This window comes from Polynucleobacter alcilacus (genome assembly GCF_018881545.1).
Lineage (GTDB): Bacteria > Pseudomonadota > Gammaproteobacteria > Burkholderiales > Burkholderiaceae > Polynucleobacter > Polynucleobacter alcilacus.
The window spans coordinates 1,291,815-1,315,789 of the sequence record NZ_JACVQD010000001.1; the positions used below are offsets into that span (position 1 = coordinate 1,291,815).

The following is a 23,975-nucleotide window of genomic DNA, read 5'->3' on the forward strand; positions in this document are numbered from 1 at the left end:
AGCTATGGCAAAAATATTTTGTATTGCAAATCAAAAAGGCGGGGTTGGTAAAACCACTACGGCTGTTAATTTGGCCGCTGGCTTAGCGGGGCTTGAGCAGCGTGTTTTGCTGGTGGACTTAGATCCGCAAGGTAATGCAACGATGGGCTCAGGTGTTGAAAAGGCGAAATTAAAGTCCAGTGTTTACCAAGTATTGATCGGTCTTGCTGCTGTAAAAGATTGTGCTCAACCTTGTGAGAGTTCTGGATATGACGTGTTGCCAGCAAACCGTGACTTAGCAGGCGCAGAGATCGAATTAGTGGATTTAGATTCACGCGAGTTGCGTTTGAAAGAAGCGCTTGCACAAGTTGCAAATGATTACGACTTCATTTTGATTGACTGCCCTCCTGCTTTGTCTTTATTAACCCTCAATGGTTTATGTGCAGCAAACGGCGTGATCGTTCCGATGCAGTGTGAATATTTTGCTTTAGAGGGCTTGTCTGATTTGGTGAACACGATCAAACAAGTGCATGCCAATTTAAATCCCGATCTTGTCATTATTGGTTTGTTGCGTGTGATGTTTGATCCGCGCATGACCTTGCAACAACAAGTTTCAGATCAACTGCTTGAGCACTTTGGCGATAAGGTATTTAAAACAATTATTCCGCGTAATGTACGCCTAGCAGAAGCACCGTCTTACGGACTTCCTGGGGTAGCCTTTGATGGGGCATCGCGTGGGGCAAAAGCGTATTTAGAGTTTGGTGCCGAGATGGTTGAGCGCATTAAACAAATGTAATTTTTTGGAAGAATACAAAAGATGGTTGCTATAAAGAAAAAAGGTTTAGGTAGGGGATTAGAGGCTCTGCTTGGAGATAAAGTGCAGAATGAAAATGCCTCTTCTGAAATCAATCGCTTGCCATTGACTGCGCTACAAGCCGGCAAGTACCAGCCGCGCCAAAAGATGGATGCGAGTGCCTTACAAGAATTGGCTGAAAGTATTCGAGAGCAAGGTGTGATGCAGCCATTGTTAGTGCGCTTAGTTGGCGCTGGTAAATATGAAATCATTGCCGGTGAGCGACGTTTTCGTGCAGCAATGCTTGCTGGTCTCACAGAGATTCCGGTTTTGGTTTCTGGGGCAGATGATCAAGCCGCAGCCGCAATGGCGCTGGTGGAGAATATGCAGCGCGAGGATTTAAACCCTCTTGAAGAGTCACAGGGTCTAGCAAGATTAATTGAAGAATTCGGTTTTACTCATGAGCAGGCTGCAAAAGCAGTAGGAAAGTCTCGAAGCGCCATTTCAAATTTATTGCGCTTAGCTCAGCTTGCAAAGCCAGTGCAAGCCATGCTCCTTGCAGGCGATATCGATATGGGGCACGCCCGCGCCTTACTGCCATTGCCAGGGGCTAGCCAAGTTGCCCTTGCGCAAAGGATTGCCGCTCAAGGGCTATCTGTTCGAGAGGCAGAGAGAATGTCAGCCGCCTTAGCAATTGCTGGTGGTCAGATTGGGGACAAAAAGTCCAAAACGACGACGGCTGCCATTGAGCCAAGTCGGGATCCAGATATGCGCCGTTTAACCCAAGATATTGCAGATGTGATTGGTTTAAGTGCCCAATTTAAGTTCAAAGGCAAAGGCGGCGTACTCACAATTCAGTTTAGCCAGTTTGATGAATTAGATTCCTTATTAAAAAAGTTGGGTATTGGCCTTGAATAAAGAGCGCCCTATCCAAGCAGTTAATTGGGATGATCAAAGTGACGATTCATATCAGGCGCTCAGTAAGGCGGAGATGGATGCTTTGCGACAGGCAAAGCCCAAAAGCTTTGCTTCAATCAATGGATGGCGCATTGTTGCCAGTCAGGGAGTGCTTACTCTCATCATTGGCAGTTTTTGTTACTTTTTTTCTGAATCGTCCGAAAGAGTCGTTTATACTTACTCGGCTTTGGTGGGTGGTTTGATTGGGTTTTTGCCCTCAGCGTTGTTTTTGGTGCGCTTAGAGGTCGCGAAAAAGAATGTCAAATCAAACCCTGGCGGATATCTAGCAGCGGTGGTTTCTGGTGAATTTTTAAAAATCCTAGTAACTGTTCTCCTATTTATTGGTTTTGCCCTGAAGCAACCTGATTTGAAATGGATTCCATTGCTTGTCACTTATTTAGCTACGCTCAAGTGTTATTTGCTAGTGTGGTTTTGGAAGTAACAGGCGGTAAATATAGATAAGGACAAGTTTAGAGATGTCTAGCGAAGTCAACGCAGCAGCAGCCCATCAGGTGGCTAGCGAACCGCTTACCCCTACTGCTTATATTGCTGAGCACTTGCAAAACCTCAATAACATTGGCGGTGCGCAAACCTCAGTTATTGATTTCAGCATCATTAATTTAGACACCATCTTTTGGACCTCCTTAATGGGGTTGATCACGGTTTTTCTATTGGTTCTGGCTGCGCGTAAAGCATCCCCAGGTGTACCTGGCCGCTTTCAATGTTTAGTTGAGATGCTGGTGGAGATGGTTGATAACCAAACTAAGAGCATTGTTCATGGCGATCGAAGCTTTATTGCGCCGCTAGCCCTTTTTGTTTTTTGCTGGATTATTCTTTTAAATACCTTGGACTTGGTTCCGGTAGATTGGATCTTCGGCGTAAATCAATTTATTGGTAGTTTCGGAGTTCATGTTCCACATCACAAGATAGTTCCGACTACCGATTTGAATGCCACTTTCGGCTTATCATTTTCAGTTCTCCTATTAGTGTTCTTCTATAGCTTCAAAGTGAAGGGTTTTGGGGGCTTTATGCATGAGCTGGTCTCGGCACCCTTTGGTGCAAAGTGGTACTTGGCGCCCTTCAACCTGATTTTGAACATCATCGAATACATTGCTAAAGGCGTTTCCCTTGGCATGCGACTGTTCGGCAATATGTATGCTGGCGAACTACTCTTTTTGCTCATTGCCCTTTTGGGAAGTATGTGGACCTTTAACTTCGATTTGTACATGCTTGGCTTCGTTGGCAATGTGATTGCTGGCTCGGCTTGGGCAATCTTCCACATCTTAGTGATTTTGTTACAAGCATTTATTTTCATGATGTTGACACTGGTTTACATTGGGCAAGCCCATAGTCACCATTAACTTTTTTATTTTTAACCTCACCTTCAATACTTAGGAGTAAACATGCAAGCATTCTTAGCCAACATTCAAGGACTAACCGCTATCGGTATTGGCCTCATCATCGGCCTCGGCGCATTAGGAGCCTGTTTGGGCATTGGCCTAATGGGTGGTAAGTTCATTGAGGGCGCGGCCCGTCAACCAGAATTGATCAATGAATTACAAACCAAAATGTTTCTTTTGGCTGGTTTGATTGACGCTGCGTTTTTGATCGGCGTTGGTGTGGCAATGTTGTTTGCTTTCGCAAACCCACTGCTCGCTGTTATTAAGTAATTGTTTTGATGTGGATGACCATCGGGTCATCCTACTGTTCTCAACAATACTGAAAGGAATATCGTGAATCTGAACGCGACCCTATTCGCGCAAATGATCGTTTTCTTCGTCTTATGGTGGGTTGTTGCACGCTTCGTGTGGCCACCACTAGTTAAGGCGTTAGATGAGCGTTCAAGCAAAATTGCTGATGGCTTAGCTTCTGCTGAGCGCGGCAAAGAAGCGCTTGCATTGGCCAGCAATGAAGCAGAGCAAGAACTAACCAAAGCGCGTCAAGAAGGCGTGCAAAGAGTTGCTGAAGCAGAAAAACGTGCACAAATGTCAGCCGAAGAAATTCGTGCAAATGCACAAGCAGAAGCCGCTCGAATCATTTCGCAAGCTAAGCAAGACGCAGACCAGCAAGTGACTCGTGCCCGCGAGGTGTTGCGTGCTGAAGTGGCTGTACTTGCTGTGAAAGGCGCTGAGCAAATTTTGCGTCGTGAAGTTGATGCAAAGGCGCATGGCCAATTACTTGACCAACTAAAGGCAGAACTTTGATATGGCTGAATTAGCCACTATTGCCCGTCCTTATGCTGAAGCACTTTTTCAAAGTGCCAAGCCTGCTGAACTTGCGGGATATTTGGAGCAGCTAAATGAGTTGGCACAGCTTGCCGCTTTGCCAGAGCTTGCTAGCTTATCCAATAACCCAAAAGTATCCGCCGATGATTTAAGTAAATTGCTTTCCGGCATGGTTAAAACCAAGTTGGATCCCAGGGTAGCCAGTTTTTTGAATCTTGTGAATCAAAGCCACCGCTTGTCCGCAGTTCCTGAAATTGCTAGCCAATTTGAGGCAATGAAGAATAAGAGCGAAGGTGCAGCAGAAGTAATGATTACCAGCGCATTCCCTTTAGAGGGTTCTGCGTTAAATGATTTGTTGTCAAGTTTGAAGAAGCGCTTTGGGGGTAAAGAATTGCGCCCAACTATTCAAGTTGACCCAACACTGATTGGCGGAGTTCGCATTCAGGTTGGCGATGAAGTGATGGATAGTTCAGTTAAAGCACGGTTAGCTCAAATGCAAGCAAGTCTTGGCGCATAAGTTATCCCTATTAAGAACATACGAAATAAGACCCAGGAGTAAGTAATGCAACTCAATCCTTCCGAGATCAGCGAGCTGATCAAAAGCCGAATTAGCGAAATGGGTGTTGACACCCAGTCTCGTAACGAAGGCACTGTCATTTCAGTGACTGACGGTATTTGCCGCGTACACGGCTTATCAGGCGTTATGCAGGGCGAAATGTTGGAGTTTCCGAACAATACTATTGGCCTCGCTTTGAACCTTGAGCGTGATTCAGTTGGCGCTGTGGTGTTGGGTGAATACACCCACATTAAAGAAGGCGATCCAGTTAAATGTACGGGACGTATTTTGGAAGTGCCAGTGGGCCCAGAATTGCTTGGCCGTGTTGTAAATGCACTCGGTCAACCCATTGATGGCAAAGGCCCAATCAATACCAAGTTAACTGATTTTATCGAAAAGGTTGCTCCAGGTGTTATTGCACGTCAATCTGTTAGCCAGCCACTACAAACAGGCTTGAAGGCGATTGATGCAATGGTTCCTATTGGCCGTGGTCAGCGTGAGTTGATCATTGGCGATCGTCAAACTGGTAAGACTGCGGTTGCGGTTGACGCGATCATTAATCAAAAAGGTAAAGGCGTTTATTGCGTTTACGTTGCGATTGGCCAAAAAGCTTCCACTATTGCTAACGTGGTTCGTAAGCTCACCGAATTGGGCGCGATGGAGTTCACTGTAGTTGTTGCAGCAAGCGCTTCTGAATCTGCAGCAATGCAATACCTCTCTGCATACGCCGGTTGTACTATGGGCGAATACTTCCGCGATCGTGGTGAAGATGCATTGATTGTTTACGATGACTTGACCAAGCAAGCAGTTGCTTACCGTCAAATCTCCTTGTTGCTCCGTCGCCCTCCAGGCCGCGAAGCTTATCCTGGCGACGTGTTCTACCTCCACTCACGCTTGCTCGAGCGTGCTGCTCGTGTAAATGCTGAGTATGTTGAGAAGTTTACTAACGGCGCAGTAAAAGGCAAAACAGGTTCTTTAACTGCACTGCCAATTATTGAAACTCAAGCTGGTGACGTTTCTGCATTCGTTCCAACCAACGTGATTTCGATTACCGATGGTCAGATCTTCTTGGAGACTGACTTGTTCAACGCTGGTGTGCGCCCTGCGATCAACGCCGGTATTTCTGTATCTCGTGTTGGTGGCGCTGCACAAACTAAAGTCATCAAAAAATTGTCTGGCGGTATTCGTACCGACTTAGCGCAGTATCGTGAATTAGCAGCGTTTGCTCAGTTCGCCTCTGACCTTGACGAAGCAACTCGTAAGCAGCTCGAGCGTGGTCGTCGCGTTACAGAGTTGTGTAAGCAAGCGCAGTACAAGCCACTTCAAGTTTGGGAAATGGCCGCTTCACTCTATGCGGTGAACAATGGCTTTTTCGATGACATCGAAGTGAAGAACGTATTGCCATTCGAAAAAGGTTTGCAAGATCACTTGAAATCTAAATACGCTGATTTAGTAGGCCGTATTGAAGAAACCAAAGATCTGAGCAAAGATGACGAAGTTGCTTTGCGTGCTGCAATTGAGGACTACAAGCGTTCAGCCTCTTTCTAAGAGGACCCGTATAAATCATGGCAAGCACAAAAGAGATACGATCAAAGATCAAGAGCGTGCAAAACACGCGCAAGATCACGAAGGCAATGGAGATGGTTGCCGCATCCAAGATGCGTCGCGCCCAGGAGCGCATGCGTAATGCGCGCCCTTATGCCGAGAAAATTCGTGAGATTGTTGCCAATCTTTCCAAAGCTAATCCGGAGTTCCGCCCTGCCTACATGGCTACTCGTGAAGTGAAAAGGGCTGGCACCATTTTGGTTACAACAGACAAAGGCTTGTGCGGCGGTTTAAATACCAACGTCTTGCGTTTAATTGCTAACCAAGTGCGCGATTTGCAGGAAAATAATATTGAGATTGTGTATACCGCAATTGGTTCAAAAGGCCTGCAGTTTTTGAACCGCTCTAAAGCAAAGCTCCTTTCTCAAACAATTCAAATCGGCGATACCCCGCATTTAGACGTTTTGATTGGCGCAATTGCTGCCCAATTGGAAGCGTTTGAGCGTGGTGAGATTGATGCTGTTTATTTGGCATATACCCGCTTTGTAAACGCAATGAAACAAGAGCCGGTTTTGGAGAGGCTTTTGCCTTTGGAGCCATCCCATCTGACCCCTGAAGACAAAGCAGGCCCATCTTGGGATTACATCTACGAACCTGACGCAGAGTCCATTTTGAATGGTCTATTAAAGCGTTATGTTGAAGCAATGATTTATCAAGCGGTTGCCGAAAATATGGCTTCTGAGCAATCTGCTCGCATGGTCTCAATGAAGGCCGCTTCAGATAACGCGAAGAATGTGATCGGCGAATTGCAATTGGATTACAACAAAACACGACAAGCTGCTATTACTAAAGAGCTGTCTGAAATTGTTGGCGGAGCGGCTGCGGTTTAAGCGGTCAGCATTTAGGACTATGAAAGAATTCAGGAATTAAAAGCGGAGATAGCGATGAGTAACGGAAATATCGTGCAATGTATCGGTCCAGTGGTGGACATTCAGTTTCCACGCGACAAAATGCCAAGCATCTACGATGCGCTGACATTAGTTGATAGTGGTGAAAAATCATTTGCTGAAAAAGGTTTGACCTTTGAAGTTCAGCAACAAATCGGTGATGGTGTAGTTCGCGCAATTGCCATGGGTGCAAGCGATGGTTTGCGTCGTGGCATGGAAGTGAAATCTACTGGTAAGCCAATTTCTGTTCCGGTTGGTCCTGCAACTTTGGGTCGCATCATGGACGTTTTGGGTCGCCCAATTGATGACGCAGGTCCGATTGCTACCGAAGAGCGTCGCGCGATTCACCAGCCAGCACCAAAGTTCGATGAACTTTCTCCTTCCGTTGACTTGCTCGAAACCGGTATTAAGGTGATTGACCTCGTTTGCCCATTTGCCAAAGGCGGTAAGGTTGGTTTGTTCGGTGGTGCCGGTGTCGGTAAGACTGTGAATATGATGGAATTGATTAACAACATCGCTAAGCAACACTCTGGTTTATCCGTGTTTGCTGGTGTTGGTGAGCGTACTCGTGAAGGTAATGACTTCTACCACGAGATGAAAGAATCTAACGTTATCGACAAAGTAGCGATGGTGTTTGGTCAGATGAATGAGCCTCCAGGCAACCGTTTGCGCGTTGCGTTGACTGGTTTGACCATGGCTGAAGCATTCCGTGACGAAGGCCGTGATATTTTATTCTTCGTTGACAATATTTACCGTTACACATTGGCGGGTACTGAGGTTTCTGCCTTGCTTGGTCGTATGCCTTCTGCTGTGGGTTATCAGCCTACATTGGCTGAAGAGATGGGTAAATTGCAAGAGCGCATTACCTCAACCAAGACGGGTTCTGTTACCTCTATTCAGGCTGTTTATGTTCCAGCAGATGACTTGACCGACCCGTCACCAGCGACAACCTTCTTGCACTTAGACTCCACCGTGGTGTTGTCACGCGACATCGCTGCTTTGGGTATCTATCCAGCGGTTGATCCATTGGACTCCACTAGCCGTCAGCTTGACCCACAAGTGGTTGGTCAAGAGCATTATGAAGTAGCCCGTGATGTACAGATGACATTGCAACGTTACAAAGAATTGCGCGACATTATTGCAATTTTGGGCATGGACGAATTGTCACCAGAAGACAAATTGGCTGTATCACGTGCGCGTAAGATTCAGCGCTTCTTGTCACAACCTTTCCACGTTGCCGAAGTGTTTACTGGTTCACCAGGTAAATACGTACCATTGAAAGAAACCATCCGCGGCTTCAAGATGATTTGTAGCGGTGAATTGGATCACTTGCCTGAGCAAGCGTTCTACATGGTGGGTTCAATTGATGAAGCCATTGAGAAAGCTAAGAAGCTTTAATCGAACTCATCTAAGGAAATTATGTCAAACATCCATGTCGACGTAGTGAGTGCCGAGAAGTCCATTTTCTGTGGAGAGGCTAAATTTGTAGCCCTTCCAGGCGAAGGTGGTGAGCTCGGCATCTTGCGTGGCCATACTCCATTGATTACACGCATTCGTCCGGGCTCTGTTCGCATTGAAAAGGCTGATGGCGAGGAAGAGTTTGTGTTTGTTGCTGGCGGCTACTTAGAGGTTCAGCCAGATCGCGTCACAGTATTGGCTGATACTGCTATTCGTGGGCACGATCTTGATGAAGCAAAAGCATTGGAAGCAAAAAAACGCGCAGAAGAGGCGATGCAAAACCGTGGTACCGACTTTGATTTGGCTTTGGCTCAGTCCGAGTTTGCCATGGCGGCTGCACAGCTTGCTGCAATTGCCCGCTTCCGTCGTAAAAAGTAATTACCGGCCATCTCCTTGCTGTTAAATGATCGGTTTTTAAGGGCCTGCCTGGGCGAAGCGGTTGATCAAACTCCGCTTTGGCTCATGCGTCAAGCCGGTCGATATCTCCCAGAGTACAACGCCACACGTGCAAAAGCTGGAAGTTTTCTTGGGCTAGCAAAAAATCCTGCATACGCTACTGAAGTAACACTTCAGCCTTTGGATCGTTATCCATTGGATGCGGCGATTTTGTTCTCTGATATTTTGACTATCCCGGATGCCATGGGATTGGGCCTCAAATTTACGGCTGGTGAGGGCCCCAGTTTTGATCATCCGCTACGTGATGAGACGGCGGTTAAAAAATTACGCGTAGCCGACATGAGTCAGCTCCAATATGTATTTGATGCTGTTTCAGAAATTCGCAAAGCGCTAATGCAGGATGGTAAACAGCGGGTCCCCTTGATTGGTTTTTCTGGAAGCCCATGGACTTTAGCTTGCTACATGATTGATGGCTCAAGTTCCGACGATTTTCGTCATGCTAAGACCATGATGTTTAGCCGTCCTGATTTGTTGCAACATATTCTGGATATCAATGCACAATCTGTGGCGGCCTACTTAATTGAACAAGTAAAAGCAGGTGCACAAGCGCTGATGATTTTTGATACCTGGGGCGGAATGCTTCCAGATGGCTGGTACCAAAAGATGTCTTTAGCCTCCATGCAAAAGGTGATTGCTTTATTGCCACGTGAGCACGAAGGCAGAAAGATCCCCGTGATTATGTTTACCAAGGGCGGTGCAATTTGGCTAAACGATATGGCGCAAGTAGGCGCCGATGTCATTGCAATTGACTGGACGATGTCACTGAGTCGGGCGCGAAAACAGTTGCTTGCATTAAATAAGCCTTTGGCAATACAGGGTAATTTAGATCCCCTGATTCTGTTCTCTGAACCAGAGCAAATTGCAGAGCAGGCAAATCTCCTTCTTGAGGATTTGGCCAGTGCGCCGGCCCTCAAACCAGGTCTTCATCCATTAGATGGACATGTCTTCAATTTGGGACATGGAATATCGCAATTTACCCCGCCTGAAAGTGTTAATGCATTGGCGGAAACGGTGATCCAACGATCTAGAGCCCTTAGATCAAAGCAGTAAAGATAAGTGGGCGCTAACTTGGTTTTAAAATGATGACGAAAGTTATGCACAGATAGGCGCTCAAGTCAAAATTCATGAAGATTGCGAATAAATATAAACATTAACTTTCGAAGTTGCTTATAAGCTACTGATTTATATGATAAATTTTAAAATAAGCTCGAAACTGGTGCATCAGCCCTTAGCTGATAAATTAGCTTATAAATCAAAATCCTTAGATGATATCCACAGACTTATCCACAAGCAAAACAGAAGATTGATGTAAATAATGCCCTTACCAGTTGTGGTCCAAGTAGTGGTTGATAAGCCCTTGACCCAGGGCTTCGATTACTTGTGGGATCTTGAAAAGTTAGGGCTTGCTCCTGTGCTTGGACATATTGTGGAAGTGCCCTTTGGAAGTTCTTCATTGGTCGGGGTGGTAATTAAAGTAAGCACTCACTCTGATTTTGAAATAGATAAGCTGAAGTCAGTAAACCAGGTGGCCCCTCTTCCACCGATGGATCCAGCAGCTTTAAGGCTAATGAATTTTGCAAGCCAGTATTACATCCACGCCCTTGGGGAAACTATTATTCCAACCATTCCACTGATGTGGAAAAAGTGGCTTGATTGGGAAAAGATCCCTAAAAAATTAGCGGCTGCAATAGAGAAAAAAAAGAAAAATAGTCAGGCGCTTCCTAGCGATGGCTTTATTGGAGAAGCCGCTCTCAATGAAGAGCAAAAATCTGCGCTAGATAAATTACGCCAATGCAGCAGCAATGAAGCAGAGTTCAAGCCCTTTCTTTTGCAGGGACAAACCGGCAGCGGTAAGACTGCAGTCTTCCTAAATTGGTTGAGGAAGATTTTAGAGAACAGCACATCGCAAGTCTTATTGCTGGTCCCCGAAATTAATTTAACACCGCAGTTAGAGCGACGCGTTAGAGCCTATTTTCCTGAGAAAAAAATGGCCGTCCTTCATAGTGGAGTAACTGAGAAAGAGCGAGGCATTGCTTGGTACGAAGCTGTTACCGGAAGCGCCCAAATTATTTTAGGGACAAGATTAGCCGCTTTAGTGCCACTACCAAATTTACGCGCAATCGTTGTTGATGAAGAGCACGACCCTTCATATAAACAACAAGACGGAATTCGGTATTCTGCCAGGGACCTTGCAATCTGGCGCGCACATGATGTGAAGATACCAATCTTGCTTTCTTCCGCGACACCCTCTCTTGAAACCTGGTCAGCAGCAAAGGCCGGCCGTTATGAGTATCTACGCTTAGATCAAAGAGCTCAGGGCGCTCATCTGCCCACCGTACATCTTATTAATACGCGAGATCCTCGAAATCAATATAGCCCTGGCGATTTGGATAAGCCAAAAGAAAAAATCCTCGTTAGCAAAACCTTAGCCCATGCAATTAGTAAAAACTTCAGCAATAAAAAACAAAGTTTAATACTCATTAACCGCAGGGGCTATGCGCCAGTGCTCAGTTGCGGGGCCTGTACATGGTTATCCAAATGTCAACAATGTAGCTCATATATGGTGATGCATAAGGCAGGCGCTTTAGGAAAAAAGCCCGTATTAAGTTGTCATCATTGTGGTTTGGTTAAGGCAATTCCTAGCCACTGCCCAGATTGTGGAAATGCAGATCTCAAAACATTGGGCCAAGGAACACAAAAAATTGAAGATACCTTGGAGGGGATGTGGCCTGATGCCAAAGTGCTACGAGTGGATACAGATGCAAGCAGAAGCAGCAAGGGCGCTGAAGAGTTATTTCAGGAAATTCATGAAGGCAAGGTAGATATTGTCGTTGGTACCCAAATGATTGCTAAGGGCCATGATTATCAAAACATTGGATTGGTTGGTGTTTTGGATGCAGATAGCAGATTGTTCTCTCAGGATTTCCGGGCTGCAGAGCGTTTATTTGCACAATTGGTTCAGGTCGCTGGGCGCGCTGGGCGATCGGGTAAGGATGGTCAAGCGGGTGGCGAAATTTATATCGAAACTCAATATCCAGAGTCGGCTGTATTCCAGTACCTGCTTCGTCATGATGTTGATGGGTTTCTATCTCATACCGCCAAGGAGAGAGAAGAGGCTGGACTGCCCCCGTTTTCATACCAGGCTTTAGTGCATGCAGAATCGAAGAGTTTAGACCGGTCAATTCAATTTCTAAGCGACCTTAAAGGGCGCCTTAAGACCAAGAGCCTTATTAATAAAGGACTAAGGATTTATGACCCAGTGCCAAAGGCGGTAATGCGCGTGGCTGGAACGGAGCGCGCACAGCTTGTGATTGAATCTGACAGCCGCAAGCAGTTGCAAGAAGTACTCGAGGCGATTGATGCTGACTTACGGGAAAAATCTCAAGGACGCATTAGCAAAGAAACGCGTGTGCGTTGGTTGATCGAACGCGATCCAATCAACATCTAATTTTCTTATCCACCTGCAGTAGAATTGTATTTGTCTAGATCCATTAATTGAGCTAGTTCAGCAGCAAGATTACCCTCATGAGGTTTGATTTTGAATAACCAGACACCATAAGGTTTTTCATTTACTAATTCAGGTGTGGCATCCATTGCTTCATTCAGGGCAACAATTTCTCCGCTAATAGGCGCATGAATGTCACTGGCCGCCTTTACAGATTCAATTGCGGCAATGGCTTCACCCTGCTTTACTTGTTGGCCAAGTTTCGGCGCTTGAAAGAACATGACATCGCCCAGTGCCTCTTGAGCATGGTTGCTAATGCCGACCCAAACTAAGCCATCGCATTCTATGTCGGCCCACTCATGTGTTTCAGCAAATTTAAATGTATCTTGGCTATTCATGGTTTTATCCTCAAGGTGCATTCTATGTTGACTGACATACAACTAGCGCTTATTCAAAATGTGAATTAATCTGCCTATCTCATAACCATGAGCAAACAATACGCTTTGATTTTGGACATGGGCTAGAGCCTAGGTCCGTAATGATGCCGAAGTATTTTTACCCTCGGATTTAAAACTGTAATCTAGGTTTTTGCTGAACCAGTACGGTGCGTACGGTTATATAAACAGCTGGCGCAAATCCAGCGTTGCTTGCGATTGCTAGTTGGAATCCATGTACCACCCTCGAGTCGTTTTTCGCGACTGCAAGAAGAGCAAAACTTGAGGCTCTGAGAGGTGTCTTGGGTAGCGGCTGGAGTCGATGTAGTCATGGGCAATCCGGGTAAGGCAAATCTATGTACAGAAGATCTATTTTACCCGTTTTGTCCCACTGGGGCTGGGCTTAGGACAACTCGGACAGAATCAGCAGTCTTATTGCCATCAAAATCAAGCCAAGCCTTGTTTTCAAAGTCATAGAGCTTACATTTGCGGGCCGTATCGAAATACCAGTTCCAGGAGAACTTTTGCACAAAAATACGATCTGGCAGGATGGTTTCAAGGGTATTTTGGGCTTCCTGCAGGCGATACAAAGGCACGCTCATATCAACGTGATGGGCAGTGTGCTCCATGATGTGATGCATCAAAGAGCCCCAAATCCAGTTAAAAGTCAGGTGAACTGTGGTTGACACAAAGGGCTGCGCACGCAACCACTCAGATTTTTTGTCATACCAAGAAACAGATGGATGGGTGTGGTGAACATAAACCACAAATCCAATCATGCCGTTCCAAAACAGGAAGGGCACAACAAAGCCAGTAATTAAACCAAGCCAAATGGATTGACCAGTAGTAATGGCGCCAGCAACAAGGCAAGCAATCCACACAATTGCAAAACCCGTAACTAACAAGTTGTCTTTTAAGAAAATCGGGCGATCGCCAGGCTTGTTTTTAGCATTTGGGAAGTACTCACGTCTCCACCAAATCTCAATGAGGTAGTAGAAGACAGGACCCCAGCCACTACGATAAAGATGCTCTAGAGCCTTACGCCATGTGGGTAAGGCGTCAAATTCTTCTTTAGATAAAGGCGCCCAAACGAAATCAAATCCTTTGAGGTTTGTTTGCCCGTGATGCACTACGTTATGACCTACGTCCCATAAGCTATAGGGGGTAAGTGAAGGTAAAAATGCAATGCGCCCCAATATTTTATTGAGTTCACGATTGGGGGTGAAGCTTTGATGGCATGCGTCATGGCCCAGAATGAAAATGCGTCCAGTCACAAAGCCGGCTACTAAGCCAAATATTATTTTGAGCAGAATATTTTCAACAAAGATCGTGCCAGCAATACAGGCAAGCCATAAAGCAGCATCAATGAAGAGAAGCATAATTGCACGCCCAGTTTCGCCCTGCGCCATGGGGATTAACCAGCTCCGAATGATTTTTCGGTGAGGTAATGGTGCCTCAGGGGACAAGGGGTTTGTCAGAGAGGGCTCTGAAAGGGCTGAATTTAGATTTGTAGACACGATAAGAATCAATAAGTTAGACGCAAATGATAGTGGTTTTTGTTTTTCTGTGCATGATGTAGGTCAAAAACCCCCTTTGTTTTGGCGCGCCCGGCAGGAATCGAACCTGCGACCCTTGGCTTCGGAGGCCAATACTCTATCCACTGAGCTACGGGCGCCAGAGCAAAAACTGGCAACTTCGCTATTGTAAGTGTCTATACCCCTGCTCTCTAGTTATAATCTTTGCAAATCAACTCTAAAACCCGCCAAATAAGAAATTCCTATGAGCAACGAGCACGGAAATCTAATTAAAACCCCAAAACAGCTGATCATCATAGTTTTTGCCAGTTTTTTTGTGCCCCTCATCATTATTTTGTTGCTATTGGTGTTTGTAAACAATGGCAAGCGCGGCGACAGCTCAGCTTCTGCTGAGCAATTAATTAAGCCGGTTGCACAGCTCAATTTCCAAGATTCCAGCATTCCGGCGGATGGTAAAGCACCAGATGCGAAGTAAAGATATTTAGCATTCAGTAAAAAAGCTGGCTATATGCCAGCTTTTTTATTTCTCAGAACTTTCATCTTTGGCATCCAATGCAATTTGATAGGCTTCTTTTTTAGTTAGCCCTAATGCTTGCGATAAAACTGCAGCAATTTCTTTGCTACCGAGATAGGGGCTTAATGCATTTGCCCACCCTAAGAGCGTGGCATGCTCTGGAGCCTCATCAGACTTAGCCTGGCGGGGTGCGACTAGAATAACAAACTCGCCCTTGAGGCTTTCGGTAGTTTCTAGCCATGCGGCAATCTCCGCGACTTGAAGAGAAACAAGCTGTTCAAATTTTTTGGTTAACTCCCGACAAATAAATATGTGACGATCTGACTCTAAAGCCTTAGCTAAAAAAAGTAGGGTTTCACGGATGTGATGGGGTGACTCAAAAAAGATACTGGTTTTTTTACTGTTACAAATATCTTGTATCAAAGCATCGCGCTCTTTGGTTTTATTCGGCCAAAAGCCTAAAAACTGAAAGCGCCCTTCCGCGTTCATCATGACCTTACCAGCAGCAGAGATCGCGCAAGACACAGCGCTTGCGCCAGGCACAGGAATTACTCGAAAACCTGCTTTTTGAACTTCATAAACCAATCTTGCCCCCGGGTCAGAAACGCCAGGGGTGCCAGCGTCCGATATATAGGCCCAGCGCTCATTGTTGGCTAGGTGTTGAATAACAGTCTGGGCCCCGCCCACTTCATTATGTTCATGAAGTGCTAAACATTTTTTGTGAATACCAAATTGCTGCAAAAGAGACGCACTATGTCGCGTATCTTCACAGGCAATGCCGTCTACTGCATTAAGTACGTGTAGCGCGCGCAAAGTAATGTCGCCCAGGTTGCCTATAGGCGTGGCAATCATATACAGGGAACCAAGCGGTAAATCCTGTTGTTTTAGAAAATCAAATGAGCCTAAATCCATGAAGGGTATCTTTTACCTAAGAATGTTCAATAAACAAGAGGATACGTTGCTTTTGCTTTAGCTGGCCGCATTAGAAAATATGGCAGCTTTGGCGCATAATATTGACATGGATAAAGACACTATCGAACGTTTGCGCAAGCGCGCATCGCAACATTTTTTAGACAGCATTGCAGTAAAGCAAGAGGCTGAGAAAGTTCTTCCAGATTCCGTAGCGCTTGGGATACTGGCAATGGTTAAATGTTTGCGGGCTGGCGGCAAAGTAATGGCTTGCGGTAACGGCGGTTCTGCAGCCGATGCTCAGCACTTTGCAGCAGAGCTGATTGGTAGATTTGAGCGTGAGCGTGAAGAACTGGCGGCAATTGCGCTTACTACAGATACTTCAATCCTTACTGCTGTTGGCAACGATTACAGCTACGATGAAATTTTTAGTAAGCAAGTGCGGGGCCTTGGAAAAAAAGGCGACATCCTTTTAGGAATTTCTACATCTGGTAATTCTAAAAATGTCGTCAAAGCAATAGAAGCTGCAAAAAAGATGGGCATCAAAATTATTGCGTTCACGGGTAATGACGGCGGCAAGATTGCCACCTTGTTGGATCAAGAGGATATTCATCTTTGTGCACCCTCCACTCGCACTGCCCGTATTCAAGAAACCCATTTGGTTTTACTCCACGCCTTATGCGATGGAGTTGATCACGTGTTGTACGACTAAACAATCTTATAAAGAAAATACCCAATGCGAATTCATTCTCTAGGTAAGTTAGCAATAGTTGCACTTGCTGTATTGCAACTCTCATCTTGTGCAGTAGTGGCCGTTGGTGGTGTTGCAGCTGGCGCAGCCATTATGGCGGATCGTCGCACCCCTGGAGTACAAGCTATCGATAAGGGTATTGAGCTAGAGGCCAATAATGCGCTTGCCAAAAAATTTGGCGACAACGCACATATCAACGTAACTTCGTTTAATCAAAAAGTATTGCTTACCGGTGAAGTAAAAGATGCTGACATTAAAGGCGAGGCAGGGGCATATGCAAAGGCAATGAAGAATGCGCGTTCCGTGTTTAACGAATTGATTATTGGCCCCAACAGCAGCTATACATCACGCGCTAACGATTCTTATTTAGAGTCGAAGATCAAAACGCAAATGATTTTTACTGAGCAGTTGCCATCGAATTCAATGGCTATTGTTGCTGAAGGTAGCAGTATTTATTTGATGGGCATCTTGACGCAAAGCGAAGCTGATCTTGCAAAGAAAATCGCAAGCAATACCAGTGGTGTGAAAGATGTGTATGTTTACTTTGACATTATTTCTGATGCTGAGAAAGTGCGCCTTGAAAAGCAAGGCAAAGCGGATCAATCGCAGCCAGATAGCCCCCCAAAGAATTAATTATTTTTTTAGACAAGATTGTTAGTAATGGCTTTATGTAGAGCGGTAAAGATAGTTTTTTTATTTGCCCTGCTTGCATTGCATCTTCCGAATGTGCAAGCAAGGAGCGAAGATCAAAAAGCATTTGCTATTGCAAAACAAAACGCGTGCCTAGGTTGTCATGCAAACAATAAAAAAATTGTTGGGCCTAGCTTTCAATCCGTTGCACAGAAATATAAAAATGACAGTAACGCGCAAACTTTTTTGAAAAATAAAATTGCCAAAGGTGGGTCAGGTTCTTGGGGGGTTGTGCCTATGCCTGCGAATGCTAAGTTAAGCGAAGCAGATTTATCTCTACTGGCGGGCTGGATCCTGCGTGGCGCGCCAAATGAGAATTAAGGGGCCAGTCCAGGTCTGCCTAGGAACCACCACCAAGCTTGATTTGAGCGCTTTAGATTTTCTTTCAGCGCGTAATCCATATCAGCCCATTGTTCTTTAGCAGCCTCTTCCACAATAGTGGCTGGACTTGCTGGCGGCAGCTTTAGGTAGGCATCAGCATCGCCATAGGCGTATTCAACCGACATGCCAGCCTTTTGTGCCAAATGCATCATCGCTTTATTGTTGGCTAGGCAGTGAACAAATAGGGTTTGGATGTTGGTATTGCGGGAATGAACGGCTGAACGCTGCAATAAGGCCGTACCAATGCCCTGCGCGCGCCCTTCTGGCAATACGGATACACCAAATTCAGCGGCATGGGCTTTGCCCTTCACTTCAGGTAAATAAGCCAAATGCGCCATCCCAACGAGCTTTAAATTCAAATCAAAGACGCCAAAGATGGCGTCCCTATTGAAGTCCAGCCGTTCTACGTAATGCTGAATGACCTCATCTGGTGTTTGAGTACCAAATCGAAGGCGCCGGTCGTCCTCACCAAGCTGCAATAGATGCTGAAGAATTTCTTCTCTATGTCCGGCATGGAGCTCTCTTACAGGAACTGCTTGTCCAGCCGTATAGGGGGCTCTGGACAAGCGGTTATTTACTAATTCATTGTTCATGCAAACATAGTAGCAGGGTTATATGTAAATCACAGGGTTTTCCCTAATTAATATGCAGCCAATGTGCGAAAAAAGCATCAAAAATGCAGCTTGCTAGGGTCTACCCGAGCTCAAAATTATGTAAAAACAAGAGAAATTGAAAAAAATTCAATTTTTTTCAAAAAGACATGCCGTTGATTTCATTCATTTTATTTTTAGAATCAGTAAAAACCTCGCTCTTTTTAAGAAAAAGACTACGAAAGGTGTTGACGACCCCTCATAAGTACGCTATAGTCTCACCTCTCTGCTGAATGTTATTTCAAACAAGTCAGCCCTCTTTAAAAATTAGTCAACCGATAATTGTGGGTACTAGGCGAAAGCATCCAGTCCTTCGGGACAGATGTAAACAAATAGTACTCATAGACAGTAAAAAGATTTGGTTTTATTACCAAGTCAATTTCTTGAATGAGTGCGACGATCCGCAAGGATCACAGGAATTGAACTGAAGAGTTTGATCCTGGCTCAGATTGAACGCTGGCGGCATGCCTTACACATGCAAGTCGAACGGCAGCACGGGTGCTTGCACCTGGTGGCGAGTGGCGAACGGGTGAGTAATACATCGGAACGTACCTTATCGTGGGGGATAACGCAGCGAAAGCTGTGCTAATACCGCATACGCCCTGAGGGGGAAAGCGGGGGATCGAAAGACCTCGCGCGATTAGAGCGGCCGATGCTTGATTAGCTTGTTGGTGGGGTAAAAGCCCACCAAGGCGACGATCAATAGCTGGTCTGAGAGGACGATCAGCCACACTGGGACTGAGACACGGCCCAGACTCCTACGGGAGGCAGCAGTGGGGAATTTTGGACAATGGGGGAAACCCTGATCCAGCAATGCCGCGTGAGTGAAGAAGGCCTTCGGGTTGTAAAGCTCTTTTGTCAGGGAAGAAACACCGGCTCTAACACAGTCCGGGAATGACGGTACCTGAAGAATAAGCACCGGCTAACTACGTGCCAGCAGCCGCGGTAATACGTAGGGTGCGAGCGTTAATCGGAATTACTGGGCGTAAAGCGTGCGCAGGCGGTTATACAAGACAGGCGTGAAATCCCCGGGCTTAACCTGGGAATGGCGCCTGTGACTGTATAGCTAGAGTGTGTCAGAGGGGGGTAGAATTCCACGTGTAGCAGTGAAATGCGTAGATATGTGGAGGAATACCAATGGCGAAGGCAGCCCCCTGGGATAACACTGACGCTCATGCACGAAAGCGTGGGGAGCAAACAGGATTAGATACCCTGGTAGTCCACGCCCTAAACGATGCTGACTAGTTGTTCGGGATTTTCATCCTGAGTAACGTAGCTAACGCGTGAAGTCAGCCGCCTGGGGAGTACGGTCGCAAGATTAAAACTCAAAGGAATTGACGGGGACCCGCACAAGCGGTGGATGATGTGGATTAATTCGATGCAACGCGAAAAACCTTACCTACCCTTGACATGTCACTAACGAAGTAGAGATACATTAGGTGCTCGTAAGAGAAAGTGAACACAGGTGCTGCATGGCTGTCGTCAGCTCGTGTCGTGAGATGTTGGGTTAAGTCCCGCAACGAGCGCAACCCTTGTCTTTAGTTGCTACGCAAGAGCACTCTAAAGAGACTGCCGGTGACAAACCGGAGGAAGGTGGGGATGACGTCAAGTCCTCATGGCCCTTATGGGTAGGGCTTCACACGTCATACAATGGTGCATACAGAGGGTTGCCAACCCGCGAGGGGGAGCTAATCTCAGAAAATGCATCGTAGTCCGGATCGTAGTCTGCAACTCGACTACGTGAAGCTGGAATCGCTAGTAATCGCGGATCAGAATGTCGCGGTGAATACGTTCCCGGGTCTTGTACACACCGCCCGTCATACCATGGGAGTGGGTTTTGCCAGAAGCCGTTAGCCTAACCGCAAGGAGGGCGACTGCCACGGCAGGGTTCATGACTGGGGTAAAGTCGTAACAAGGTAGCCGTATCGGAAGGTGCGGCTGGATCACCTCCTTTCTAGAGAAAGATGCTGGAGCTATAGTGCCCACACTTATCGGTTGACAATAAAAGCCACGGGTCTGTAGCTCAGCTGGTTAGAGCACTGTGTTGATAACGCAGGGGTCGTAGGTTCAAGTCCTACCAGACCCACCACCAGCCAGAAACATTCTTAGTGGGACGTTGGGGGATTAGCTCAGCTGGGAGAGCACCTGCTTTGCAAGCAGGGGGTCGTCGGTTCGATCCCGTCATCCTCCACCATCATCTAAATGTCAAAACTAAGCGATTTCCTAATCGTTTAGTTTTGCCATTTATGGCTGTTCTTTAAAAATTTGAGTAAGCAAAGTGTCAAATGTTTCTTTGAGAGGACATTTGACAATGTAATAAGGGTAAAGATTGAATCATCAATCAGTAATACAAACGAGTTTTACCAAGTTCTTAACAAAGTACTTACAGTTTGGATTACGGCAAACATGTCAGAAGTAGAAGTAAAACCTGTAACAGGTACTAGCAATGGTGCTCGTTATAGGATCAAGTGAATAAGTGCACATGATGGATGCCTTGGCGATTACAGGCGACGAAAGACGTTATAACCTGCGATAAGCCCCGGGGAGCTGGTAAATAAGCTTTGATCCGGGGATTTCTGAATGGGGAAACCCACCACTTTTGTGGTATCCATACCTGAATACATAGGGTATGAGAAGCGAACCTTGTGAACTGAAACATCTAAGTAGCAAGAGGAAAAGACATCAACCGAGATTCCCAAAGTAGTGGCGAGCGAAATGGGAAGAGCCTTCTAGTGATATCTCAGTAATTAACAGAATGGAATGGAAAGTCCAACAATAAAGGGTGATAGTCCCGTATGTGAAAATTATTGAGTGGTACTAGGCTAGAGACAAGTAGGGCGGGACACGAGAAATCCTGTCTGAATATGGGGGGACCATCCTCCAAGGCTAAATACTCGTAATCGACCGATAGTGAACAAGTACCGTGAGGGAAAGGCGAAAAGAACCCCGGGAGGGGAGTGAAATAGATCCTGAAATTGTGTGCATACAAACAGTAGGAGCCTCGTAAGGGGTGACTGCGTACCTTTTGTATAATGGGTCAGCGACTTACATTCAGTAGCAAGCTTAACCGAATAGGGAAGGCGTAGCGAAAGCGAGTCCGAATAGGGCGCTAGTTGCTGGGTGTAGACCCGAAACCAGTTGATCTATCCATGGCCAGGTTGAAGGTGCGGTAACACGTACTGGAGGACCGAACCCACTAACGTTGAAAAGTTAGGGGATGAGCTGTGGATAGGGGTGAAAGGCTAAACAAAACTGGAAATAGCTGGTTCTCTCCGAAAACTATTTAGGTAGTGCCTCGTGTATCACTGTAGGGGGTAGAGCACTGTCATGGTAGTGGGGTCCATTGCGGATTACTGCGCCATAGCAAACTCCGAATACCTACAAGTGCAAGCACGGGAGACAGACATCGGGTGCTAACGTCCGGTGTCAAGAGGGAAACAACCCAGACCGCCAGCTAAGGTCCCTAATATATGCTAAGTGGGAAACGAAGTGGGAAGGCTAAAACAGTCAGGAGGTTGGCTTAGAAGCAGCCATCCTTTAAAGAAAGCGTAATAGCTCACTGATCGAGTCGTCCTGCGCGGAAGATGTAACGGGGCTAAGCATATAACCGAAGCTGCGGATCACAGCAATGTGATGGTAGGAGAGCGTTCTGTAAGCCTGTGAAGGTGTCTTGTAAAGGATGCTGGAGGTATCAGAAGTGCGAATGCTGACATGAGTAGCGATAAAGGGGGTGAAAAGCCCCCTCGCCGTAAGCCCAAGGTTTCCTGTTCAACGTTCATCGGAACAGGGTGAGTCGGCCCCTAAGGCGAGGCAGAGATGCGTAGCTGATGGGAACAAGGTTAATATTCCTTGACCATTGTTAGATGCGATGGGGGGACGGATCGCGGAAAGTTGTCCGGGTGTTGGAAGTCCCGGTTCTTGCGTTGGAGATGGCTATTAGGTAAATCCGGTAGCGTAATTCAAGGGCGTGAGACGAGTGAATTTATTCACGAAGCAATTGGAAGTGGTTCCAAGAAAAGCCTCTAAGCTTCAGTCTAACAAGACCGTACCGCAAACCGACACAGGTGGGCGAGATGAGTATTCTAAGGCGCTTGAGAGAACTCAGGAGAAGGAACTCGGCAAATTTGTACCGTAACTTCGGGATAAGGTACGCCCTGGTAGTTTGACTCTGTACAAGGGGAGGACGAAAGGGTTGCAATAAAAAGGTGGCTGCGACTGTTTAATAAAAACACAGCACTCTGCAAACACGAAAGTGGACGTATAGGGTGTGACGCCTGCCCGGTGCTGGAAGATTAAATGATGGGGTGCAAGCTCTTGATTGAAGTCCCAGTAAACGGCGGCCGTAACTATAACGGTCCTAAGGTAGCGAAATTCCTTGTCGGGTAAGTTCCGACCTGCACGAATGGCGTAACGATGGCCACACTGTCTCCTCCTGAGACTCAGCGAAGTTGAAATGTTTGTGATGATGCAATCTACCCGTGGCTAGACGGAAAGACCCCATGAACCTTTACTGTAGCTTTGCATTGGACTTTGAATCGGTCTGTGTAGGATAGGTGGGAGGCGTTGATAGCAGGATGCTAGTCCTGTTGGAGCCAACCTTGAAATACCACCCTGATTTATTTGAGGTTCTAACCTTGGCCCGTTATCCGGGTCGGGAACAGTGCATGGTAGGCAGTTTGACTGGGGCGGTCTCCTCCCAAAGTGTAACGGAGGAGTACGAAGGTACGCTTGGTACGGTCGGACATCGTACCTAAAGTGCAATGGCAAAAGCGTGCTTAACTGCGAGACCGACAAGTCGAGCAGGTGCGAAAGCAGGTCATAGTGATCCGGTGGTTCTGTATGGAAGGGCCATCGCTCAACGGATAAAAGGTACTCTGGGGATAACAGGCTGATACCGCCCAAGAGTTCATATCGACGGCGGTGTTTGGCACCTCGATGTCGGCTCATCTCATCCTGGGGCTGTAGCCGGTCCCAAGGGTATGGCTGTTCGCCATTTAAAGAGGTACGTGAGCTGGGTTTAAAACGTCGTGAGACAGTTTGGTCCCTATCTGCCATGGGCGTTGGAGATTTGACGGGGGCTGCTCCTAGTACGAGAGGACCGGAGTGGACATTCCGCTGGTGTACCTGTTGTTTCGCCAGAAGCATCGCAGGGTAGCTATGAATGGAAGAGATAACCGCTGAAAGCATCTAAGCGGGAAACTTGCCTGAAGATGAGATCTCCCGTAGGTTTAACCTACATAAAGGGTCGTTGAAGACCACAACGTTGATAGGTCGGGTGTAGAAGTGCAGTAATGCATTAAGCTAACCGATACTAATTGCCCGTTAGGCTTGATCCTATAACCAGCACTATTGTGTTGGATGTTTGCCAGATTTAATCTGCATCCTTATTACATGCTTACTCAAATAGAGTTGTTGATTTATCAGCAACTCGACCCTCTACGCCCGGTGACCATAGCGAATTGGAACCACTCCTTCCCATCCCGAACAGGACAGTGAAACGATTCTACGCCGATGATAGTGCGGATTACCCGTGTGAAAGTAGGTAACTGCCGGGCACCAATGCGACGCCCAGACCCTTTTAGGTCTGGGCGTTTTTACTTGTGCAAAGCGTTTAGAGTGATTGACAGATGCTCCATTTGGAGTCAGAATATTGGGTTCGCGGAGGGGTGTCCGAGCGGCTAAAGGAGGCAGACTGTAAATCTGTTGGCTATGCCTACGTAGGTTCGAATCCTACCCCCTCCACCAGATGT

22 protein-coding genes, 4 tRNA genes and 3 rRNA genes are annotated in these 23,975 nt (G+C 46.5%); 23 read left to right on the plus strand and 6 right to left on the minus strand.

Annotated features, from left to right (window positions below):
- Window positions 1–4: 4 nt before the first annotated feature.
- The 13 genes from ICN45_RS06585 to priA all read left to right on the plus strand — a co-directional run bounded on the left by ICN45_RS06585 (window position 5) and on the right by priA (window position 12,364).
- Window positions 5–775, plus strand: coding sequence for a ParA family protein (locus ICN45_RS06585; RefSeq protein ID WP_216174703.1), 771 nt, complete (start codon window positions 5–7; stop codon window positions 773–775).
- A gap of 21 nt (window positions 776–796) precedes the next feature.
- Complete coding sequence (locus ICN45_RS06590; RefSeq protein WP_216174705.1) at window positions 797–1,690, plus strand: ParB/RepB/Spo0J family partition protein; 894 nt, start codon at window positions 797–799, stop codon at window positions 1,688–1,690.
- Window positions 1,677–2,171, plus strand: a complete 495-nt coding sequence (locus ICN45_RS06595; RefSeq protein ID WP_216174707.1) for an ATP synthase subunit I — start codon at window positions 1,677–1,679, stop codon at window positions 2,169–2,171. The genes ICN45_RS06590 and ICN45_RS06595 overlap by 14 nt, the downstream gene beginning before the upstream one ends.
- Before the next feature lie 34 nt (window positions 2,172–2,205).
- The gene (gene atpB, locus ICN45_RS06600; protein WP_216174709.1) at window positions 2,206–3,090 is read left to right on the plus strand and encodes a F0F1 ATP synthase subunit A; all 885 of its coding nucleotides are present in this window, start codon (window positions 2,206–2,208) and stop codon (window positions 3,088–3,090) included.
- Between the two features lie 42 nt (window positions 3,091–3,132).
- On the plus strand, window positions 3,133–3,399 hold the full coding sequence (gene atpE / locus ICN45_RS06605; RefSeq protein WP_028818346.1) for a F0F1 ATP synthase subunit C: 267 nt from the start codon (window positions 3,133–3,135) through the stop codon (window positions 3,397–3,399).
- Window positions 3,400–3,462: 63 nt separating this feature from the next.
- Entirely contained in the window at window positions 3,463–3,933 is a 471-nt protein-coding gene (locus tag ICN45_RS06610) for a F0F1 ATP synthase subunit B (RefSeq protein WP_216174710.1), read from the plus strand.
- Between the two features lies 1 nt (window position 3,934).
- Entirely contained in the window at window positions 3,935–4,471 is a 537-nt protein-coding gene (locus ICN45_RS06615) for a F0F1 ATP synthase subunit delta (protein ID WP_216174712.1), read from the plus strand.
- A gap of 45 nt (window positions 4,472–4,516) precedes the next feature.
- A complete protein-coding gene (atpA, locus tag ICN45_RS06620; protein WP_216174714.1) occupies window positions 4,517–6,058 on the plus strand; it encodes a F0F1 ATP synthase subunit alpha in 1,542 nt (513 codons plus the stop codon).
- A gap of 17 nt (window positions 6,059–6,075) precedes the next feature.
- Window positions 6,076–6,945, plus strand: a complete 870-nt coding sequence (gene atpG / locus ICN45_RS06625; RefSeq protein WP_216174716.1) for a F0F1 ATP synthase subunit gamma — start codon at window positions 6,076–6,078, stop codon at window positions 6,943–6,945.
- Between the two features lie 54 nt (window positions 6,946–6,999).
- Entirely contained in the window at window positions 7,000–8,400 is a 1,401-nt protein-coding gene (gene atpD, locus ICN45_RS06630; protein ID WP_216174718.1) for a F0F1 ATP synthase subunit beta, read from the plus strand.
- Between the two features lie 21 nt (window positions 8,401–8,421).
- Window positions 8,422–8,838, plus strand: coding sequence for a F0F1 ATP synthase subunit epsilon (locus ICN45_RS06635; RefSeq protein WP_216174720.1), 417 nt, complete (start codon window positions 8,422–8,424; stop codon window positions 8,836–8,838).
- Window positions 8,839–8,847: 9 nt separating this feature from the next.
- Entirely contained in the window at window positions 8,848–9,966 is a 1,119-nt protein-coding gene (gene hemE / locus ICN45_RS06640; RefSeq protein ID WP_216175658.1) for a uroporphyrinogen decarboxylase, read from the plus strand.
- A gap of 265 nt (window positions 9,967–10,231) precedes the next feature.
- Window positions 10,232–12,364 (plus strand): replication restart helicase PriA, encoded by a 2,133-nt coding sequence (priA, locus tag ICN45_RS06645; RefSeq protein WP_216174722.1) that lies wholly within the window; start codon window positions 10,232–10,234, stop codon window positions 12,362–12,364.
- Window positions 12,365–12,369: 5 nt separating this feature from the next.
- On the opposite strand, the gene gcvH is transcribed toward priA, so the two are convergent.
- The 4 genes from gcvH to ICN45_RS06665 form a co-directional block, all read right to left on the minus strand.
- Complete coding sequence (gcvH, locus tag ICN45_RS06650; protein WP_255531112.1) at window positions 12,370–12,759, minus strand: glycine cleavage system protein GcvH; 390 nt, start codon at window positions 12,757–12,759, stop codon at window positions 12,370–12,372.
- A gap of 182 nt (window positions 12,760–12,941) precedes the next feature.
- Entirely contained in the window at window positions 12,942–13,127 is a 186-nt protein-coding gene (locus tag ICN45_RS06655; protein WP_129560400.1) for a hypothetical protein, read from the minus strand.
- 42 nt (window positions 13,128–13,169) lie between these two features.
- On the minus strand, window positions 13,170–14,204 hold the full coding sequence (locus tag ICN45_RS06660) for a fatty acid desaturase (RefSeq protein ID WP_216175659.1): 1,035 nt from the start codon (window positions 14,202–14,204) through the stop codon (window positions 13,170–13,172).
- Window positions 14,205–14,394: 190 nt separating this feature from the next.
- Window positions 14,395–14,470: transfer RNA gene (locus ICN45_RS06665), tRNA-Arg, on the minus strand.
- Between the two features lie 104 nt (window positions 14,471–14,574).
- Here ICN45_RS06665 and ICN45_RS06670 point away from each other — a divergent pair.
- Window positions 14,575–14,805: a hypothetical protein gene (locus ICN45_RS06670; RefSeq protein WP_255531113.1), complete on the plus strand. Its 231-nt coding sequence runs from the start codon at window positions 14,575–14,577 to the stop codon at window positions 14,803–14,805.
- A gap of 45 nt (window positions 14,806–14,850) precedes the next feature.
- Here ICN45_RS06670 and rsmI read toward each other — a convergent pair whose 3' ends face one another.
- Window positions 14,851–15,756, minus strand: coding sequence for a 16S rRNA (cytidine(1402)-2'-O)-methyltransferase (rsmI, locus tag ICN45_RS06675; RefSeq protein WP_216174726.1), 906 nt, complete (start codon window positions 15,754–15,756; stop codon window positions 14,851–14,853).
- Between the two features lie 106 nt (window positions 15,757–15,862).
- Between rsmI and ICN45_RS06680 the strand changes: the two genes are divergently transcribed.
- The 3 genes from ICN45_RS06680 to ICN45_RS06690 are packed head-to-tail and all read left to right on the plus strand — an operon-like array spanning window position 15,863 to window position 17,515.
- Window positions 15,863–16,465 carry a phosphoheptose isomerase gene (locus ICN45_RS06680; protein ID WP_216174728.1) on the plus strand — a complete coding sequence of 201 codons (603 nt, stop codon included), beginning with the start codon at window positions 15,863–15,865 and terminating at the stop codon, window positions 16,463–16,465.
- Between the two features lie 24 nt (window positions 16,466–16,489).
- Window positions 16,490–17,137 carry a BON domain-containing protein gene (locus tag ICN45_RS06685; protein ID WP_216174730.1) on the plus strand — a complete coding sequence of 216 codons (648 nt, stop codon included), beginning with the start codon at window positions 16,490–16,492 and terminating at the stop codon, window positions 17,135–17,137.
- 27 nt (window positions 17,138–17,164) lie between these two features.
- Window positions 17,165–17,515, plus strand: a complete 351-nt coding sequence (locus ICN45_RS06690; protein WP_216174731.1) for a c-type cytochrome — start codon at window positions 17,165–17,167, stop codon at window positions 17,513–17,515.
- Here ICN45_RS06690 and ICN45_RS06695 read toward each other — a convergent pair.
- Window positions 17,512–18,168: a GNAT family N-acetyltransferase gene (locus ICN45_RS06695; protein ID WP_216174733.1), complete on the minus strand. Its 657-nt coding sequence runs from the start codon at window positions 18,166–18,168 to the stop codon at window positions 17,512–17,514. The two genes, ICN45_RS06690 and ICN45_RS06695, sit on opposite strands and share 4 nt — an antisense overlap.
- 478 nt (window positions 18,169–18,646) lie before the next feature.
- Here ICN45_RS06695 and ICN45_RS06700 point away from each other — a divergent pair.
- The 6 genes from ICN45_RS06700 to ICN45_RS06725 all read left to right on the plus strand — a co-directional run bounded on the left by ICN45_RS06700 (window position 18,647) and on the right by ICN45_RS06725 (window position 23,970).
- Window positions 18,647–20,179 (plus strand): 16S ribosomal RNA (locus ICN45_RS06700).
- Window positions 20,180–20,237: 58 nt separating this feature from the next.
- Window positions 20,238–20,314, plus strand: a tRNA-Ile gene (locus tag ICN45_RS06705).
- A 29-nt stretch (window positions 20,315–20,343) separates the two neighbouring features.
- Window positions 20,344–20,419: transfer RNA gene (locus ICN45_RS06710), tRNA-Ala, on the plus strand.
- Window positions 20,420–20,687: 268 nt separating this feature from the next.
- Window positions 20,688–23,561: ribosomal RNA gene (locus ICN45_RS06715) — 23S ribosomal RNA — on the plus strand.
- Window positions 23,562–23,666: 105 nt separating this feature from the next.
- A 5S ribosomal RNA gene (gene rrf, locus ICN45_RS06720) occupies window positions 23,667–23,780 on the plus strand.
- Together the 16S, 23S and 5S rRNA genes with 3 tRNA genes alongside form the textbook arrangement of a ribosomal RNA operon.
- Window positions 23,781–23,885: 105 nt before the next feature.
- Window positions 23,886–23,970, plus strand: a tRNA-Tyr gene (locus ICN45_RS06725).
- Window positions 23,971–23,975: the final 5 nt, after the last annotated feature.

Bases quoted from the DNA above. Each gene is read 5' to 3' on its own strand.
- ICN45_RS06680 (WP_216174728.1), top strand. From the start codon at position 15,863: ATGGATAAAGACACTATCGAACGTTTGCGCAAGCGCGCATCGCAACAT.
- rsmI (WP_216174726.1), bottom strand. From the start codon at position 15,756: ATGGATTTAGGCTCATTTGATTTTCTAAAACAACAGGATTTACCGCTT.
- atpE (WP_028818346.1), top strand. From the start codon at position 3,133: ATGCAAGCATTCTTAGCCAACATTCAAGGACTAACCGCTATCGGTATT.
- ICN45_RS06660 (WP_216175659.1), bottom strand. From the start codon at position 14,204: ATGGCGCAGGGCGAAACTGGGCGTGCAATTATGCTTCTCTTCATTGAT.
- ICN45_RS06670 (WP_255531113.1), top strand. From the start codon at position 14,575: ATGAGCAACGAGCACGGAAATCTAATTAAAACCCCAAAACAGCTGATC.
- gcvH (WP_255531112.1), bottom strand. From the start codon at position 12,759: ATGAATAGCCAAGATACATTTAAATTTGCTGAAACACATGAGTGGGCC.
- atpD (WP_216174718.1), top strand. From the start codon at position 7,000: ATGAGTAACGGAAATATCGTGCAATGTATCGGTCCAGTGGTGGACATT.
- ICN45_RS06685 (WP_216174730.1), top strand. From the start codon at position 16,490: ATGCGAATTCATTCTCTAGGTAAGTTAGCAATAGTTGCACTTGCTGTA.
- ICN45_RS06590 (WP_216174705.1), top strand. From the start codon at position 797: ATGGTTGCTATAAAGAAAAAAGGTTTAGGTAGGGGATTAGAGGCTCTG.
- atpA (WP_216174714.1), top strand. From the start codon at position 4,517: ATGCAACTCAATCCTTCCGAGATCAGCGAGCTGATCAAAAGCCGAATT.
- ICN45_RS06690 (WP_216174731.1), top strand. From the start codon at position 17,165: ATGGCTTTATGTAGAGCGGTAAAGATAGTTTTTTTATTTGCCCTGCTT.
- ICN45_RS06695 (WP_216174733.1), bottom strand. From the start codon at position 18,168: ATGAACAATGAATTAGTAAATAACCGCTTGTCCAGAGCCCCCTATACG.
- atpB (WP_216174709.1), top strand. From the start codon at position 2,206: ATGTCTAGCGAAGTCAACGCAGCAGCAGCCCATCAGGTGGCTAGCGAA.
- ICN45_RS06615 (WP_216174712.1), top strand. From the start codon at position 3,935: ATGGCTGAATTAGCCACTATTGCCCGTCCTTATGCTGAAGCACTTTTT.
- ICN45_RS06585 (WP_216174703.1), top strand. From the start codon at position 5: ATGGCAAAAATATTTTGTATTGCAAATCAAAAAGGCGGGGTTGGTAAA.
- ICN45_RS06655 (WP_129560400.1), bottom strand. From the start codon at position 13,127: ATGACTACATCGACTCCAGCCGCTACCCAAGACACCTCTCAGAGCCTC.
- ICN45_RS06635 (WP_216174720.1), top strand. From the start codon at position 8,422: ATGTCAAACATCCATGTCGACGTAGTGAGTGCCGAGAAGTCCATTTTC.
- atpG (WP_216174716.1), top strand. From the start codon at position 6,076: ATGGCAAGCACAAAAGAGATACGATCAAAGATCAAGAGCGTGCAAAAC.
- priA (WP_216174722.1), top strand. From the start codon at position 10,232: ATGCCCTTACCAGTTGTGGTCCAAGTAGTGGTTGATAAGCCCTTGACC.